Origin of the sequence: Nocardioides speluncae (genome assembly GCF_003121585.1) — a bacterium.
Classification (GTDB): domain Bacteria; phylum Actinomycetota; class Actinomycetes; order Propionibacteriales; family Nocardioidaceae; genus Nocardioides; species Nocardioides speluncae.
This window is the reverse complement of sequence record NZ_QEOO01000026.1, coordinates 78,531-94,555: the sequence shown is the minus strand read 5'-3', so window position 1 is coordinate 94,555 and position 16,025 is coordinate 78,531. Positions and strand designations below refer to the sequence as shown.

Sequence of the window (16,025 nt, the reverse complement as noted above, 5' to 3'; positions counted from 1 at the left end):
AGGCGGCCAACGCATGGCACGCCTGTTTGGCACGGACGGGGTCCGGGGCCTGGCCAACGGTCAACTGACCGCTGAGCTGGCCCTGGACCTTTCCGTTGCCGCGGCCCACATCCTGACCGAGCGTGGCGAGTTCGCCGGCTCGTCCGGCTCCGGGCGGCCGCTCGCGGTCGTGGGCCGCGACCCGCGGATCTCCGGCCAGTTCCTGGAGGCCGCGGTGGTGGCCGGGCTGGCGTCCGCAGGGGTCGACGTGCTCCTGCTGGGCGTGCTGCCCACGCCCGGCGTCGCCTACCTCACCGGGTCGCTGGGTGCCGACCTCGGCGTGATGCTGAGCGCGTCCCACAACCCGATGCCGGACAACGGCATCAAGTTCCTGGCCCGGGGCGGGGTCAAGCTCGACGACGCGATCGAGATCGCGATCGAGAAGCGGCTCCGCGAGGAGTGGCAGCGGCCCACCGGCGCCGAGGTCGGCCGGGTGTCGACGTACGACGCCGCGGTCGCCGACTACGCCGCCCACCTGGTCCGCACCACCACCAAGCCGCTCACGGGCATCCGGGTGGTCCTCGACTGTGCCGAGGGTGCGGCGTCCGACGCCGGCCCGAAGGCGCTGCAGGACGCCGGTGCCGACGTGACCGCGATCCACGCCCAGCCCGACGGCCTCAACATCAACGACGGCTGCGGCTCGACGCATCTGGAGAACCTTCAGGTCGCCGTACTCAAGGACCGCGCGGACGTCGGCTTCGCGCTCGACGGCGACGCCGACCGCTGCCTGGCCGTCGACCACGAGGGCAACGTCGTCGACGGCGACCAGATCCTGGCGATCCTCGGCATCGCGATGCGAGACAACGGCCGGCTCAAGTCCGACACCGTGGTCGCCACGGTGATGAGCAACCTCGGGTTCGTGCAGGCGATGAAGCGCGCGGGGATCGGCGTCCGCCAGACCAAGGTCGGCGACCGCTACGTGCTGGAGGCGATGAAGGCCTCCAGCTACTCGCTGGGCGGCGAGCAGTCCGGGCACGTGATCATGAGCGACTACGCGACCACCGGCGACGGCATCCTGACCGCGCTGCACGTCCTGGAGCGGATGGCCACGACCGGCTCGTCGCTGAAGGAGCTCGCCTCGGTGATGACCCGGCTGCCGCAGGTGCTGGTCAACGTCCCCGGCGTGGACAAGTCGCGCGCCGATGAGGACGCCGTACTCGCCGCGGCCGTGGCCGAGGCGGAGGCCGAGCTGGGTGACAGCGGCCGGGTGCTGCTGCGGCCGTCCGGCACCGAGCCGCTGGTGCGGGTGATGGTCGAGGCCGGCGACGCCGAGCAGGCGCAGGGGATCGCCGACCGCCTGGCCGCCGTGGTCAAGCAGCAGCTCGCTCTCTGACCCAGCTCGCGGAAATTCGGTCGCTCGCCGTCATCGGGGCGTGCCACGCTCGGCTGTCGTGAGCACCTTCGAGATCCGTGTGGTCGACCCCGCCGACGAGAGCCGGCTGAAGCCGTGGTGGGTGGCCGCCCACGAGACCAACACCGACCGCCCGTACGACGCGTACCCCGGCTGGGAGGTGACCCGGGCGCGGCTCACCGCGGACGACCCCGAGCACGACATCACCCTGCTCGCGGCGTACGACGGCGACGAGGTGGTCGGCACGGCCGAGCTGTGGTTCGGACTGAAGGACAACCTGCACCTCGCCGAGCTCGAGCTGCTGGTGCCGCCGCGGCACCGCCGTCGTGGGGCCGGCACCGCACTGCTCAACGACGTCGAGCGGCGGATCAAGGAAGCCGGCCGGACCCACCTGGTCACCGCCGCGCCCTCGCTGCCGGGCGCCGACAGCGACGGCACTCACTTCGCCGCCGCCCGCGGCTTCGCCAACGCCCACTTCGAGGAGCTCAAGAACCTCGACCTGACCCAGTACGGCGACGGGCTGGACGCGCTGGCGGCCGAGCAGGGCGACCTGGACGGCTACCGGATCGTGACGTTCGGTGTGTGGGCGCCCGACGAGCTGGTGGACGGGGTCTGTGGGCTGCTCAGCGACTTCATGGACGACGTTCCGCTCGGCGAGCTGGCCTTCGAGAGCAGCACCTGGACCCCGGAGCGGCTGCGCGCGGCCGAGCGGCGCCGGGAGGAGCGGGGCAAGGTGATCTTCTCCGCCGCCGCGATCGCGCCCGACGGTGCGGTCGCTGGCCTGAGCGACGTCGGCACCACGCCACCGGAGACCACGAAGGCCGAGATCGGGCTGACCATGGTCGGCCGGGAGCACCGCGGCCACGGCCTCGGGCTGGCGATGAAGCTGGCCACGCACCGCGAGCTGCGCGCGGCGTACCCCGAGTGCCAGCGGGTGGAGACCGGCAACGCCGGCGTCAACCAGCACATGAACGCGATCAACGAGCGGATGGGCTACCGGATCGTGGAGGACTTCCACGAGTACCAGAAGGTGCTCTGAGGGTAGGTGTGGCGGTGCGACCCGAGGTAGTATCGATCGTATGAAGCTGAGTGTGAGTATCCCGGACAAGGACGTCGAGTTCCTCGACCGGTACGTCGCCACCCATGGCGGAAGCCGGTCGGCGGTTGTGTCGCGTGCCGTGCGGCTGCTGAGAGACGACGACCTCGCGGACCAGTACGAAGAGGCGTGGGACGAGTGGTACGAATCCGGCCAGGCCGAGGTCTGGGATGCCGTCGTCGGTGACGGCATCGAGGATGACGGCACCGACTATGCGGCGGTGTACGCCGACCTCCTCGCCAAGCCGGACGACGAGCGTGCGGCGGGGTGAGGTCTGGTTGGCCGACCTGGAGCCTGCCCGCGGCTCCGAGGCCAACAAGATCCGGCCGGTCATCATCGTGATGAACGATCGGGGCGCACGTCGTGCTTCAGAGCTCAGGCGCGGTGTCGTGACTGTTGTACCGACGACGTCGAACGTCCGGCGCATCCTCAACTTCCAGGTCGAGCTGCCAGCAGGCGCGGGCGGTCTCCGTGAGGACTCAAAGGCTCAAGCCGAGCAGTTGCGCTCCTGCGACTTCAGCCGATTCGTCCGGCGGCTGGGCGAGCTGCCCGACGAGCTGATGAGTGAGCTGGACGATGCCCTCGCGCTGCACCTCGGACTGACTTGAATTTTCAGAGGAACTTCTCAGGCGGCACAGACTCCAGGATCTTGATTACCTGCTCGTCGAGCCACGAGGCAAGGTCACGCATATGTTCCCCTGGACTAGCCCCGCTTCTGACGGCATCTGCAAGCCTTGGTTTTGCCGCCTCTAGGTGTGGTCGCTTAATGCTAAATCGTGCGTCCGAGCCGGAATGCTCCAGGGCAAGTTGCTGCGTCGGAACTTGCTCCTTGATTAGATCGGTAGGCAGATATCGCTCAATGCCGACGAACGTCTCGTCTAGCTGAGGATTCGTCAAGGTCTCATCGGCGATCACGCATGTGGAGTGCGGATGGACCGCTAGGACGTTGTCATACTTTGCCTTTGACTTGTCCTCCCAGTCGCGCACGACAATCACAGGAGCTGAGTCGGGGCGGGAGGCAATCGCCTGCTTGTTGTACTTCAAGTACTGAAGAACGCCGTCTCCGCCCGCATCTGCTTCGAATACGTCTGATGGAGCAATCAGTCGCCACCGGATCCGTCGCTGAAGTTCACGGAGGGCTTCGCTCATGTATAGCGAATCGAAGATTCCTTCGACGATTACCAGGGGCTGATCAGCAAAGGCGAAAAGTGGGTGACGGAAGGTGGTGATTTCTCGACGGGTCGCTTCGGCTATCGCATCTCGCGCGATCGATCGAAAGAGTTGAGTTCCGGTGGCCCTGTCTTTGCTTGCGGTCCAGACATGCTCTGCGACCCGAGCGAATTCGTCCTGATGTGTTGTGACAATCACCTGCCGTCGTGAGTCGCCGGCGTACGAGGCTAGGTCTGTGGAGAAGCGCGCGCGTAGACCGGCATGAAGGAAGCTCTCGGGCTCCTCCATTGCCCAGATGCTCGCCTGCACCCAACCGAAGCCACTGGACCTGCGCGAGCGGTCGGCGAGGTCCAGGATATGCAGGAGCATGAATGACTGTGCGCCTGAACCTTCATAGTCCGGCGTCCTGGCGATGCCGGAATCGGAGATGGCGTTGATTCCAACCGTGAACACGAGTTCTGCGAAGTCAGCGGGAAGGCTGGCCGCGATGCTTGTCGATGGAAGACCGCGCTCAACGGCTTTGGCGGCTTCGCCGAACATGCGTCCCCCCATTCGTCCGAGCTCGGCCATTAGGTCAGGCACGTTGGATTCCTTGTATGCAGTCGTCGAACGCAGTCGACGTACGAGGTCCGCTCGGAGTGGTTGCAGTTCGTTCCTGATCAGATCGGCGGGGCGAGCATGGTTCGGGATGTACACAAACCGCACAGCGCGAATGTACGTGGCAAGGGATGCAACTTCCTCCGCCCCGGCCGGCTGGAGATTCTCGACGTCGTTCCCGAACGAGAATGCCTCGACTAGTGAGCTTTTGTCGACCCCGACGCTCCAGGTCCTCTTGATGTACACGACGTCACTGAGGTCGTAGTTCTTCTGAAAGTCGTCCTGCCCTCGAACACGAATGTGCGGTCCAAGCGACAACCCAACCGTAACGGACACGTTCTTCTTCTGCTTCGCAGGAGCGTAGCTGGTGTGGTCCGCGCCCAGGTCCAACGCGGCTCGATCCTCGTCGATATGGTTGTTGAAGAAGAGGTTTAGGGCGCGGAGGACGTTGGACTTTCCCGCGCTGTTGAGGCCGATGATCGGCACATAACTGTCGAGGCCGTCCAGGGTGACAGATCGGATCGACCGAAAGTTCTCAATCCTGACGAGCTTGATGATGTCCAACGTGCAGTCACCTCCCTCCGACGCGAACCATGTGGCCCGTCGCCACTTCTACCAGACTTCGGGCTAACGAGAGGGAGAACGAGACTGGCCGCGGTCCTTGCAGATGGATGATGGAGTCAGCCGATCAATTCAGTCGCGCACGGTGGGGGCCCGTCCCTAGGCTCGACACTTGTGACCGACTTCGAGATCCGCGTCGTGGACCCGGCCGACGAGGCGCACCTGAAGCAGTGGTGGGGCGTCCGCCGCGAGGCCAATGCCGACCGGCTGACGCACCTGCTGCCCGGGTGGGAGGCGACCCGGCGGCGCTACCAGGCGCCGACGCCCGAGTCCGACGCCGTCCTCCTCGGTGCCTACGCCGACGGCGAGGAGGCGATGCTCGGTGCCGGCCGCGTCATCCTGCACCGCAACGAGAACCCGCACCTGGTCAACGCCGACGTGCAGGTGCCGCCACAGCACCGCCGTCGTGGCATAGGGTCCGCGCTGCTCACCGAGGTCGAGCGCCGCGCGCGGGACGACGGCCGGACCCATGTCCTCAGCGCCGCGCACTGTCCGCCGGGCGAGGAGAGCGCGGGCGCGGTGTTCGCCGCGACGCGAGGCTTCGCGAAGGCCAACGTGGACCAGGTGAAGGTGCTCGACCTGCGAGAGTGCGGCCCACACCTGGACGCGCTGGCGGCCGAGCAGGGCGACCTGGACGGCTACCGGATCGAGACCTACGGTGAGGCCGCGCCTGAGCACCTGATCGACGGCGTGTGCGAGCTGCTCAGCGGGTTCTTCGGCGAGATTCCGCTCGGTGACCTGGTGCTGGAGGACAGTCTGTGGACGCCCGAGCGGCTGCGGGCCGCCGAGCAGTCCGCCCGCGACCAGGGCTCGCTGGACCTGACCGCCGTCGCGGTGGCGCCCGACGGCGCCGTCGCCGGCATGACCGACCTCACCATTCCGGTCGGCGAGGCCAAGGCCGTCATCGGCGTCACCGTGGTCGCCAAGGCGCACCGCGGTCACGGCCTCGGCCTGGCCCTGAAGCTCGCCACCCACCGCAAGCTGCGTACGGCGTACCCGGACTGCGAGTGCGTGGTGACCGGCAACGCCGCCGTCAACACCCACATGAACGCCGTCAACGAACGACTGGGCTACCGCGTCGTCGAGGACGCCTACGAACTGCAGAAGGAGCTGTGATGGAGATCGTCGAGGTCGACCCGTTCGACGACGAGGCCTTCGAGGCGTGGTACGCGACCCAGCGCGCCGCGGACGTGTTCGGGCGGGAGGAGACCGCGACGCCGTGGCACCTGGAGGAGGCGCGGGTGGCCGCCCGGACGCCGAACCGCGGCCGGTGGCACGGCCGGTACGCCGGTATCAAGGATGGCGTGGTGGTGGTGTCCGGCGAGGTCGAGACACCGCTGCTCGACAATCTCGACCAGGCAGAGCTCCAGGTCTACACCCACCCGGAGCACCGTCGGCAAGGCCATGGCAGCGCGATGCTCGGCCATCTCGAAGCGGTCGCCGCCGACCGCGGGCGCACGCTGTTCGGGGCCAACTCGGCCTGGCCGTACGACGCGCCGGTCGACGGCGTGGGCACGTCGGGCGGGGAGTTCCTCGCCGCGCGCGGCTACAAGTTCGGCCTGGGCGACGTGCAGCGGATGCTGCCGCTGCCGGTCGCCGACGCGCTGCTCGACGAGCTCGCGGCGGACGCAGCGTCGCACCACGCGGCGTACACGCTGACGTCGTGGGTCGGGCAGATACCGGACGAGCTCGCGCAGGGCTGGACCGAGCTGTCGGCATCGCTGATGACCGAGGCGCCGCTCGGCGAGATGGAGCGGGACGAGGAGATCCCCGACGTCGATCTCGCCCGCGAGCTCGAGGAGATCGCGCTCCAGCAGGGACGCACGAAGTACAACACCGTTGCGCAGGACGCGGACGGCGAGGTCGTCGCCTACACCGACATCGCGGTCTCGTCGCACGACACCGGCAACGCCTTCCAGTGGGGAACCCTGGTCCGGCGCGACCACCGGGGCCACCGGCTCGGGCTCGCGGTGAAGGTCGCGAACCTCAAGCTGCTGCAGAGCGAGCGCGACGACGTACGCCGCGTGATCACCTGGAACGCCGAGGTCAACGGGCACATGATCGGCGTCAACGAGCGCCTCGGGTTCCGGCCCACCGAGCGGTTCGGCGAGTTCCAGAAACGGATCTAGAGGTCGAGCTCGTAGTACAGCGACAGCGGGCCTTTGCCCTTGCCCTCGTGGCAGTCGAAGCCGAACTTCTCGTAGAGCGCGATCGCGGACTCGTCGGCGGTGGTCGTGGTCAGGTCCAGGTAGGTGGCGCCGCGCGCCTTCGCCTGGTCGATCACGAACTGCAGGAGCAGGGTGCCAAGGCCCTGGGCTCGGTCGGCGCGCCGGATGTAGAGCTCGGCGAGGTAGCCCTCGAGGCCGGCCGACCAGGTGCTGGTGCGCAGCCGGAGTACGCCGAAGCCGATCGCCGGCCGGCCGATCAGCGGCACGATCGCGGTGCCCTGCTCGACGAGGCTCGCCCAGTGCCCGGCTAGCCATTCCGGCGGTGGCGCCGGGTCGCCGTACTCGGTGTTGAAGTCCACCAGCAGAGCGGCGGCGCGGGCGAAGTCGTCCGGTGTCTCTGCCAGGTAGGTCTCCATCTCATGACCGTATCCCCCGAGCGGTCGCCCCAGGTCCTGGACAAAACCTCGCGACCCGGTGTTGCCTACTAGGTTGCGCCAGATAGGTTCGGGGCCGGGAACATTGACCCGCATTGACTTGACCCGCATTGACTCTGCCCGATCATCTAGGGGGAACCCGGTGAACCAGCTGACCAAGGGCGGCAACGCGCCGCTCACCACGACCAACCTGATCGTCACCGTCGACGTCGCCGCGGCGGCGGACCTGTCGGCGCTGCTGGTCACCGAGGCTGGCAAGGTCCGCACCGACGCCGACTTCATCTTCTACAACCAGCCGAACGGCCCGGGCGTGACCTGTGTGCCGCCGGCCGGTGGTCAGCCGTGGCAGATCAAGGTCGACCTGACCCAGGTGCCGGCCGACGTGCACGCGGTTCGCTTCGTGACCTCGCTGGACGACGGCAACGCGGTCTTCGGCTCGGTCGGGCAGCCGGTCGCCAAGGTTGCGGACGCCGGCGGGCAGCCGGTCGCCGAGTTCGCGATGACCGGGCTCAACCAGGAGAAGATCGTGGTTGCGCTGGAGTTCTACCGGCGCAACGCCGACTGGAAGGTCCGCGCCATCGGGCGCGGGTACGACGGCGGCCTGGCCGACCTGATCACCGACCACGGCGTCTCGGTCGACGACGACGCGGCCGCCTCGGCCCCGCCGGCCGCCGCAGCGCCGCCGCCGCCCCCGCCGCCGGCGATGCCCGCCCACGTCACGCCGCCCGCTCCGCCTCCGCCGCCGGCTCAGCCGCCCGCTCCTCCGGCTTACCAGGCGCCCCCGCCGCCCCCGCCGGCCGCACCCCCGGCCGCCCCGCCCCCGCCGCCGTCGTACCAGCAGCCGCCCGCTGCCGCGCAGCAGCCGCCGGCCGCGCCGAACTTCGGCCAGCCCGCAGCGCCGCCTCCGTCGCCGCAGGGTGGTGGCGAGGTCAGCCTCACCAAGGGCCGCCCGGTCTCGCTGAGCAAGGGCCAGAAGGTCCAGCTCACCAAGGACGGTGGCCAGGCGCTCACGATGGTGCAGATGGGCCTGGGCTGGGACCCGGTGAAGAAGGGCGGGATGTTCGGCTCCCGCGAGGTCGATGTCGACCTCGACGCGTCCGCGGTGCTGTTCGCGAGCGGCCAGCCGGTCGACATCGCGTTCTACAACAACCTGCGGACCCGTGACGGCTCGATCCAGCACATGGGTGACAACCTCACTGGCGCTGGCGAGGGTGACGACGAGGTGATCCAGGTCGACCTGAGCCGGGTGCCGGTCCATGTCGACGCCGTGTTCTTCGTCGTCACCAGCTACAAGGGCCACACCTTCGAGCAGATCCAGAACGCCTTCTGCCGGCTGGTCGACCACACCGACGGCGAGCTGGCACGCTACGCGCTCGCCGGCGGCATGCCGTTCACCGGGATGGTGATGGCCAAGGTCTTCCGTGAGGGCGGCATGTGGAAGATGCAGGCGATCGGTGACGGCATCCACGCCAAGGTGCCGTCGGAGGCGATCCCGGCGCTGGCCAAGTACTTGTGACCACTCAGCTCGTCGCGGGGCAGAACCTCGCCTGGTCCGGCGCCCGGGTGACGGCGTACGTCGAGCACCCGCGCGCGGACATCTCCGCGATGCTGCTCGGCCCGTCGTACCGGGTCCGCAGCAACGAGGACCTGGTGTTCTACAACGCTCCGTCGTACGACGGGGTCGGCTGGTTCGCCGGGCCGCCGCAGGCGATCGTGGTGGACCTGGCGCAGGTCCCGGCTTCGGTCGAGCGGGTGTTGTGCGTGGCCAGCCTGGACTCCGGCACCTTCGCCGGCGAGCCGCCGCGAGTGCTGCTGGCCGGCGCCGACGGGCAGCCGGTCGCATCGTTCGTGCCGTCGCCCAACGGTGACGAGACCGCGGTGGTGGCGTGCGAGATCTACCGCCGCGGCGAGGACTGGAAGGTGCGCGCGGTCGGGCAGGGCTTCGTCGGCGGCCTCAACCAGGCCGTGACCGAACACGGCATCGAGGTCGAGCAGCCGGCGGCCGCCGTCTCGCAGCCGGTCGCCAGCCATGCGACCCAGCCGGCCGCGGGCGACGCGACACCGCCGTCCGCCGGACCACCGGAGGACCTCGGCCGGCTGCTGGAGATCGGGGCGATGATCCTCGACGACGCGTCCCGGACCACCGCCTCCCTGCAGTCCACGATCGACTTCGCTCAGCGTCAGCTCGAAGGCGATCTCGAGCAGATCGTCGGTGACCCGTCGATGCGGGTCGGCCCGGCCGGGGACCAGGCTCGGGCCGGCGCCCAGGCCAAGCACGACGAGATGGTGCAGCAGGCCAGGGACCGGCACGCCGCCGACCTGAACCAGCTCAGCACCGAGCTCAAGGACTACGAGCGCAAGCTGCCGGCGCCGCTGACCGGCTGGGGCTCCGGGCAGTGGCGGGGCTGGTCGCCGGGGGAGATGGTGCTCGCGTTCCGGCTCGGCGACCTGTCGCTGCCCGACGCACCCAACTTCCGGCTACCGCTGATGCAGTACCTCCCGATGCGCCGCCCGGTGTGGGTGGAGACCGCCGACGGCGGTGACCAGGCCGCGACCCAGATCATGCACACGATCGCCGTCCGGATCCTGGCCGCGATGGCGCCGGCCAGGCCTCTGGTGACGGTGGTCGACATCGGCGGCCGGCGCGGCACGCTCGGGCTGCCCAGCGAGCTGCTCGCGCATCCGCCGGTCACCGACACCCCCGGCGCCACCCAGGCGCTCGCCGAGGTGGTCGAGCACATCGACCTGGTGTCGATGGCGGTCCAGGCCGGCAACCACGACGCGCTGGAGGAGCGGTACCGGCACGACCGGCTGGTGCTGATCGCCGACCACCCGACCGGCCTCGACGAGTCGGCGGTGCGCTCGCTGCACAGGATCGTGACCGACGGTCCGCCCACCGGCGTCCAGGTCGTGGTCACCGGCTCCCACTCCGAGGCACTCGGCGTACCCCTGCTGGAGCTGCTGCACCAGATGTTCCTGCGGATCCCGTCGGCTCCGGGCGGCGACCTGGTCGACGGGTACGGCGGCGTCGACTGGACGTTCGTACCCGACCTCGGCCCCAACCCGGCCCAGCTCGACGTGATCCAGGGCGCCCTGGTCGCGAACCGGAACCCGCAAGGAATTAACCCGTACGGCGCTGGGTAGGTTCGCGACCATGAATGGTCCCGCAAGCGACGATCGGCGTGCCCGCACCGGCACCATCGCCCTCGTGCTCGGCGCAATGTCCGCGCTGGCGCTGCTGGCGGCGGTGGCGACGGCCGCAGTCCTGGCGCTCGGTGAGGACGACGCCGTGGCCACCGATGGCAGCGAGCGGCCGCCGTCACCGAAGGTCCCCGACCCCGGGTTCCCGGGCGGGCAGACCATCTACGGCGACCGTATGCAGAACATCGCGATCGAGGTGCCGGCAGTGGACGTGGGCTGGACCCTGCTCGCGCCTGGGCAGGGCACCTACTTCGCCGGGAAGGACAACGACGGCGACGGGGTCGGCGACGGCGACACGGCGGTGACCGACGGGCAGGCCGCGATCTATCAGCTCAACTGGTGCGAACCCGAGGAGGAGTTCGAGCAGCCATACCTCGCCTCGATCGGCATTGAGTCGATGACGGACAACGAGGACGAGGACCTCCGGACCGCCAACGAGACTGTGGCCAAGGTGTGGGCCGACGAGGCGGCGTACCAGGACGACGGCGTCCACACCAACAAGCACTCCGACATCGCCACGGAGTCGTTCGAGCTGGACGACGGCACGGAGGCGTTTGTCAGCCGGTCGGTGATCACGGTGGCGTCGGCGGACCGCAAGAAGTGCGACGCGCCGCAACATGAGGTCAGCGTGCTCACCCTCGATGCGGGCGAGCACCTGGTCTCGGTGGTGCTGTCTCGCGACCTCGGCCTCGACGGCTCCCTGTCCCACGACCAGGCCGTCGAGCTCCTCCGCGCCGTACATGTGTTGAAGTAGGGCACCCGCCCGCCGCCCAACAGGAATGATCCCGTACGGCGCGGGGTAGGTTCGCGGCCATGAACGGTCCCGCAAGCGACGATCGGCGCGCACGCACCGGCACCATCGCCCTCGTGCTCGGCGCGTTGTCCACCTTGGCGCTGCTAGCTGCCGTGGCGACGGCCGCGGTCCTGGCGCTCGGCGACGACGCGGCCGCCACCGACGGCAGCGAGCGACCGCCGAAGCCCAGCGTGCCGAAGGCCGAGTTCGAGGGTGGTCAGCCGATCTACGGCGACCGGCTGCAGAACGTGCAGTTCGAGGTGCCCGCGGTCGACACCGGCTGGACCCTCAGCTCACCCGACTACGAGGTCGGCTTCGAAGGCGGTCCGGAGACTGATCGAGCCAGTGTCCGCGGGCAGGTGGCCTTCTACAGGACCGGCTGGTGCACCGACGAAGAGGGCGTCGAGCAGCATGCCGGCTTCGTGGGCTTCGAGCGAGCCGAGAAGTCCGACGACCCCGAGGCGGTCAGCAAGGAGATCGCTGATCACTGGGTGAACATCACGTCCTACCGCGACGACGACAAGACCCATCACGAGTACACCGACGTCACCACCGACGAGATCGAGCTCGGAGATGGTGAGTCCGCCTACCTGAGCAGGTCGGTGATCACCATCGCCGAGGCGGACCAGGAGAAGTGCTCGTCGCCCGAGCTGGAGATCGACGTACTCAGCCTGGACGCCGGCGACCATGTCGCGACTGTGGTGCTGGCGCGCGACAAGGGAACCAGCGAGGCGATGTCGGACGAGGCGGTCGACGACGTTCTGGCCACCGTGCGCAAGGCGGCGTGAGCGGCTCTGCCGTCGGTCTCAGCTCGACACGTGGCCGCGGCGCACCCAGCGGCCGACAAACTCCTCCGGAATGCCCGCGCAAGACTGGAGGCATAGCCACGTTCCGCGATCCGTCTCGCACTTCCACTTGCTGCGGACGACATTGCTCCGGTACTTACGGGCGACAACGGCTGAGCCGGCGCTCGGTAGCCGATACACAGGAATCCTCGGCAGTTCGACGGTGAACTCCTTGGCGTATATCTCGCACTCGAGCGGGCTTTGCTTGTGGGCAACGGCTGTTGGCAGCGATGCCACGAGCGGCAGCGTTGCGCCCATCAGCGCTGATGCGGCCATCAGAGAAGCAGAACGATTACGCATGACGTCCCCCGTATGTGTGTTTTCGACCTCTTCTGAGCAGTGACTTTACAGTTTGCGCAGCCGCACGTACCGGACCGAGTGGTCCTTGTCCTTGCGCAGCACGAGCGTGGCGCGGGAGCGGGTGGGCAGCACGTTCTGGGTCAGGTTGAGGCCGTTGATGGTGTCCCAGATCCGCTCCGCCTCGGCCACGGCCTCGTCGGCGGTGAGTGCGGCGTAGCGGGCGAAGTACGACGCGGGGTCCTGGAACGCGGTCTCCCGCAGGCGCAGGAACCGCTCGACGTACCAGCGCCGGATGTCGGTGGTCGCCGCGTCGACGTACACCGTGAAGTCGAAGAAGTCGCTGACCGCCAGGCCGGTCCGGCCGTCGGCGCGCACCTGGGCGGGCTGAAGCACGTTGAGGCCCTCGACGATGACGATGTCGGGGGTGCGGATCACGACCTTCTCGTCGGGGAGCACGTCGTAGGTCAGGTGCGAGTACGTCGGCGCCTCGACGTCGTCGCGACCGGACTTGATGTCGACCACGAACCGCAGCAGCGCCTTGCGGTCGTAGGACTCCGGGAAGCCCTTGCGGGTGAGGATGCCGCGCTCGGCGAGCGTCGCGTTGGGGAGCAGGAAGCCGTCGGTGGTGACCAGCGCGACGCTCGGGTGCTCGGGCCAGTGGGCGAGCAGCTGCTGGAGCACGCGGGCGGTGGTCGACTTGCCGACCGCGACCGAGCCGGCCAGGCCGATCACGAACGGCGTGCGCGGCTGCGGCTTGCGGAGGAAGTCCTCCTGGTTGCGGTGCAGGCGGCCGGCCGCCTCGACGTACAGGCTGAGCAGGCGGGACAGCGGGAGGTAGACCTGTTCGATCTCGTCCATGTCGAGCTCGTCGCCGAGGCCGCGCAGCTTGCTGATCTCCTCAGCGGTCAGCGGCGACTTCCGGGTCTCGGCGAGGTCGGCCCATGCGGCGCGGTCGAGCTCGACGTAGGGAGTCGACTCACTCGGGCGCTCACTCGGGCGCTCGCCGGGGGCGACGTCGGTCCCGACGCGGCCGTTCGAGGACATGCGGGGCATTCTTGCAGGCTGCCCCGGGGTACCGACGGCCGCACCTGGGGTGCTCCACTTCGCCGGCCGGGCCTGGCTAGAGTCTCGGCCATGACGCTGATCCCGAATGACGGCTCGGACGAGACCCAGAAGTTCCAGCCCGCCGAGCCCATGCTGTTCAACATCGGCGACATCGCGGTCAGCCAGAACTACGTCACGGTCCCGCAGGGACAGTTCCCGATCAGGGGCACCAGCTGGACGATCCAGGACAACACTCAGGTCACCGAGGGGATCTCGACGGTGGGCATGGTGCTCGCGATCGTCGGCTTCTTCCTCGTGTGCGTGCTGAGCCTGTTGTTCCTGCTGATGAAGGAGAAGAAGGTGTCCGGGTCCGTGACCGTGACGGTGACCGGACACGGCCTCTTCCACACCGTCCAGCTGCCTCCGCAGTCGGGCGGCTGGGCCAACCAGATGGTCGCGCAGGCACGCTCCTTGGCGGCCGCCTGACCGCGCGTCGCCGGGCCGCCTAGACTCGGGCGCCATGTGCGGAATCGTGGGATACGTCGGCGAGAAGCGGGCGCAGGGCGTCGTGGTCGAAGGGCTGCGGCGGCTGGAGTACCGCGGTTACGACTCCGCCGGGATCGCACTCGTGCACGACGGCCGGCTTGCGGTCGACAAGCGGGCCGGCAAGCTGGCGAACCTTGAGAAGGCGATCGCGGACGACGAGCTGCCGCCCGCCAGCGTCGGCATCGGGCACACCCGGTGGGCGACCCACGGCCCGCCGACCGACCGCAACGCGCACCCGCACCCGGGCCGCGAGGGCCGGGTGGCCGTCGTACACAACGGGATCATCGAGAACTTCGCCGAGCTGCGCGAGGTCCTGGAGGACGAGGGCCACGAGCTGATCTCGGAGACCGACACCGAGGTGGCCGCCCACCTGCTGGAGCGTGAGGTGAGCGCCGGCGTCGACCTCACGACGGCGATGCAGCGGGTCTGCCGGGAGCTGGAGGGCGCGTTCACGCTGGTCGCGGTCGACGCGGCGGACCCGTCACGGGTGGTCGCTGCCCGCCGCAACTCCCCGCTCGTGGTCGGGATCGGCGAGGGCGAGAACTTTCTCGGCTCCGACGTGGCGGCGTTCATCGAGCACACTCGGGAGGCGCTGGAGCTCGGCCAGGACCAGGTCGTCACGATCACCCGTGACGGGGTCTCGGTCACCGGCTTCGACGGTACGCCGGCCGAGGGGCGGCGCTACCACGTCGACTGGGACCTGTCGGCCGCCGAGAAGGACGGCCACGACTGGTTCATGCGCAAGGAGATCTACGAGCAGCCGCGTGCGGTCGCGGACTCGCTGCTGGGGCGGCGTACTCCCACAGGGGCGCTGCACCTGGACGAGGTGCGGATCTCCGACGAGGAGCTGCGCGAGGTCGACAAGATCATCATCGTGGCCTGCGGTACGTCGTTCTACGCGGGCATGGTCGCGAAGTACGCCATCGAGCACTGGACCCGGACGCCGGTGGAGGTGGAGCTGGCCTCGGAGTTCCGCTACCGCGACCCGATCCTCAACCACTCCACGCTGATCGTCGCGATCTCGCAGTCGGGGGAGACCGCCGACACCCTGCAGGCGATCCGGCACGCCCGCACCCAGCGGTCGAAGGTGCTGGCGATCTGCAACACCAACGGCTCCACGATCCCGCGCGAGTCGGACGCGGTCATCTACACCCACGCCGGGCCGGAGATCGGGGTGGCGTCGACCAAGGGCTTCCTGACCCAGCTGGTCGCGTGCTACCTGCTCGCGCTCTATCTCGCGCAGGTCAAGGGCACCCGGTACGGCGACGAGATCACCGAGATCATGGACCAGCTCGAGGCGATGCCGGCCCATATCCAGACGGTGCTGGACAACGACTCGGCTGTTTATGAGCTGGCGCGCTCCCATGTGGACACCCGGTCGGTGCTGTTCCTCGGCCGGCACGCCGGCTACCCGGTGGCGCTCGAAGGCGCGCTGAAGCTCAAGGAGCTGGCGTACCTGCACGCCGAGGGGTTCGCGGCCGGCGAGCTCAAGCACGGCCCGATCGCGCTGGTCGAGGAAGGACTGCCGGTGCTGTGCGTCGTACCTCCGCGCGGACGCGACCAGCTGCACGACAAGATGGTCAGCGGCATCCAGGAGGTGCGGGCGCGCGGCGCGCGGACGCTGTGCATCGCCGAGGAGGGCGACACCGCGATCCTGCGGTACGCCGACGAGCTGATCCCGCTGCCGAAGGTGCCGGTGCTGCTGCAGCCGCTGGTCGCGGTGGTGCCGCTGCAGCTGTTCGCGTGCGAGCTGGCGACCGCACTCGGGCACGACGTCGACCAGCCGCGCAACTTGGCCAAGTCCGTCACGGTGGAGTGAC

At 68.9% G+C, this 16,025-nt stretch carries 16 protein-coding genes; 12 read left to right on the top strand and 4 right to left on the bottom strand.

Features of this window, described 5'->3' with window-relative positions; all coding sequences use genetic code 11:
• Nucleotides 1–13 precede the first annotated feature (13 nt).
• The 4 genes from glmM to DDV73_RS14870 are packed head-to-tail and all read left to right on the top strand — an operon-like array spanning nt 14 to nt 3,094.
• Entirely contained in the window at nt 14–1,372 is a 1,359-nt protein-coding gene (gene glmM / locus DDV73_RS14885) for a phosphoglucosamine mutase (protein ID WP_109508045.1), read from the top strand.
• A 58-nt stretch (nt 1,373–1,430) separates the two neighbouring features.
• A complete protein-coding gene (locus tag DDV73_RS14880; RefSeq protein WP_161962408.1) occupies nt 1,431–2,429 on the top strand; it encodes a GNAT family N-acetyltransferase in 999 nt (332 codons plus the stop codon).
• A 40-nt stretch (nt 2,430–2,469) separates the two neighbouring features.
• On the top strand, nt 2,470–2,757 hold the full coding sequence (locus DDV73_RS14875) for a ribbon-helix-helix domain-containing protein (protein WP_206050887.1): 288 nt from the start codon (nt 2,470–2,472) through the stop codon (nt 2,755–2,757).
• 7 nt (nt 2,758–2,764) lie between these two features.
• On the top strand, nt 2,765–3,094 hold the full coding sequence (locus DDV73_RS14870; RefSeq protein ID WP_240617295.1) for a type II toxin-antitoxin system PemK/MazF family toxin: 330 nt from the start codon (nt 2,765–2,767) through the stop codon (nt 3,092–3,094).
• A gap of 4 nt (nt 3,095–3,098) precedes the next feature.
• Here DDV73_RS14870 and DDV73_RS14865 read toward each other — a convergent pair whose 3' ends face one another.
• Nucleotides 3,099–4,817 carry an ATP-dependent nuclease gene (locus DDV73_RS14865; RefSeq protein WP_109508042.1) on the bottom strand — a complete coding sequence of 573 codons (1,719 nt, stop codon included), beginning with the start codon at nt 4,815–4,817 and terminating at the stop codon, nt 3,099–3,101.
• A gap of 171 nt (nt 4,818–4,988) precedes the next feature.
• Between DDV73_RS14865 and DDV73_RS14860 the strand changes: the two genes are divergently transcribed.
• Nucleotides 4,989–5,990 carry a GNAT family N-acetyltransferase gene (locus DDV73_RS14860; protein WP_161962407.1) on the top strand — a complete coding sequence of 334 codons (1,002 nt, stop codon included), beginning with the start codon at nt 4,989–4,991 and terminating at the stop codon, nt 5,988–5,990.
• Nucleotides 5,990–7,003 carry a GNAT family N-acetyltransferase gene (locus DDV73_RS14855; protein ID WP_109508040.1) on the top strand — a complete coding sequence of 338 codons (1,014 nt, stop codon included), beginning with the start codon at nt 5,990–5,992 and terminating at the stop codon, nt 7,001–7,003. The genes DDV73_RS14860 and DDV73_RS14855 overlap by 1 nt, the downstream gene beginning before the upstream one ends.
• Here the strand turns inward: DDV73_RS14855 and DDV73_RS14850 are convergent.
• A complete protein-coding gene (locus DDV73_RS14850) occupies nt 7,000–7,458 on the bottom strand; it encodes a GNAT family N-acetyltransferase (RefSeq protein WP_109508039.1) in 459 nt (152 codons plus the stop codon). The genes DDV73_RS14855 and DDV73_RS14850 overlap by 4 nt on opposite strands.
• A 160-nt stretch (nt 7,459–7,618) precedes the next feature.
• Here DDV73_RS14850 and DDV73_RS14845 point away from each other — a divergent pair, with 160 nt between their 5' ends.
• From DDV73_RS14845 to DDV73_RS14830, 4 genes are read left to right on the top strand one after another with little or no spacing between them, the layout of a single operon-like run.
• Nucleotides 7,619–8,992, top strand: coding sequence for a TerD family protein (locus DDV73_RS14845; RefSeq protein ID WP_109508038.1), 1,374 nt, complete (start codon nt 7,619–7,621; stop codon nt 8,990–8,992).
• Entirely contained in the window at nt 8,989–10,620 is a 1,632-nt protein-coding gene (locus DDV73_RS14840) for a TerD family protein (RefSeq protein WP_109508037.1), read from the top strand. Before DDV73_RS14845 ends, DDV73_RS14840 begins: the two co-directional genes overlap by 4 nt.
• 10 nt (nt 10,621–10,630) lie before the next feature.
• Nucleotides 10,631–11,431 (top strand): DUF8017 domain-containing protein, encoded by an 801-nt coding sequence (locus DDV73_RS14835; RefSeq protein ID WP_109508036.1) that lies wholly within the window; start codon nt 10,631–10,633, stop codon nt 11,429–11,431.
• Between the two features lie 59 nt (nt 11,432–11,490).
• Nucleotides 11,491–12,258 carry a DUF8017 domain-containing protein gene (locus DDV73_RS14830; RefSeq protein WP_109508035.1) on the top strand — a complete coding sequence of 256 codons (768 nt, stop codon included), beginning with the start codon at nt 11,491–11,493 and terminating at the stop codon, nt 12,256–12,258.
• 18 nt (nt 12,259–12,276) lie between these two features.
• Here the strand turns inward: DDV73_RS14830 and DDV73_RS27985 are convergent, their stop codons facing one another.
• The gene (locus DDV73_RS27985; protein ID WP_154402772.1) at nt 12,277–12,591 is read right to left on the bottom strand and encodes a hypothetical protein; all 315 of its coding nucleotides are present in this window, start codon (nt 12,589–12,591) and stop codon (nt 12,277–12,279) included.
• Nucleotides 12,592–12,660: 69 nt separating this feature from the next.
• Nucleotides 12,661–13,659, bottom strand: coding sequence for a type I pantothenate kinase (gene coaA, locus DDV73_RS14825; protein WP_109508034.1), 999 nt, complete (start codon nt 13,657–13,659; stop codon nt 12,661–12,663).
• Nucleotides 13,660–13,749: 90 nt separating this feature from the next.
• On the opposite strand from coaA, the gene DDV73_RS14820 reads away from it, so the two are divergent.
• Complete coding sequence (locus DDV73_RS14820; RefSeq protein WP_109508033.1) at nt 13,750–14,145, top strand: hypothetical protein; 396 nt, start codon at nt 13,750–13,752, stop codon at nt 14,143–14,145.
• Nucleotides 14,146–14,179: 34 nt separating this feature from the next.
• On the top strand, nt 14,180–16,024 hold the full coding sequence (gene glmS, locus DDV73_RS14815; RefSeq protein ID WP_109508032.1) for a glutamine--fructose-6-phosphate transaminase (isomerizing): 1,845 nt from the start codon (nt 14,180–14,182) through the stop codon (nt 16,022–16,024).
• Nucleotide 16,025: the final 1 nt, after the last annotated feature.

Coding starts and splice junctions, on each gene's coding strand:
- glmM (WP_109508045.1), top strand. CDS start 14: ATGGCACGCCTGTTTGGCACGGACGGGGTCCGGGGCCTGGCCAACGGT.
- DDV73_RS14875 (WP_206050887.1), top strand. CDS start 2,470: ATGAAGCTGAGTGTGAGTATCCCGGACAAGGACGTCGAGTTCCTCGAC.
- DDV73_RS14855 (WP_109508040.1), top strand. CDS start 5,990: ATGGAGATCGTCGAGGTCGACCCGTTCGACGACGAGGCCTTCGAGGCG.
- DDV73_RS14850 (WP_109508039.1), bottom strand. CDS start 7,458: ATGGAGACCTACCTGGCAGAGACACCGGACGACTTCGCCCGCGCCGCC.
- DDV73_RS14835 (WP_109508036.1), top strand. CDS start 10,631: ATGAATGGTCCCGCAAGCGACGATCGGCGTGCCCGCACCGGCACCATC.
- DDV73_RS14830 (WP_109508035.1), top strand. CDS start 11,491: ATGAACGGTCCCGCAAGCGACGATCGGCGCGCACGCACCGGCACCATC.
- DDV73_RS27985 (WP_154402772.1), bottom strand. CDS start 12,591: ATGGCCGCATCAGCGCTGATGGGCGCAACGCTGCCGCTCGTGGCATCG.
- coaA (WP_109508034.1), bottom strand. CDS start 13,659: ATGTCCTCGAACGGCCGCGTCGGGACCGACGTCGCCCCCGGCGAGCGC.
- DDV73_RS14820 (WP_109508033.1), top strand. CDS start 13,750: ATGACGCTGATCCCGAATGACGGCTCGGACGAGACCCAGAAGTTCCAG.
- glmS (WP_109508032.1), top strand. CDS start 14,180: ATGTGCGGAATCGTGGGATACGTCGGCGAGAAGCGGGCGCAGGGCGTC.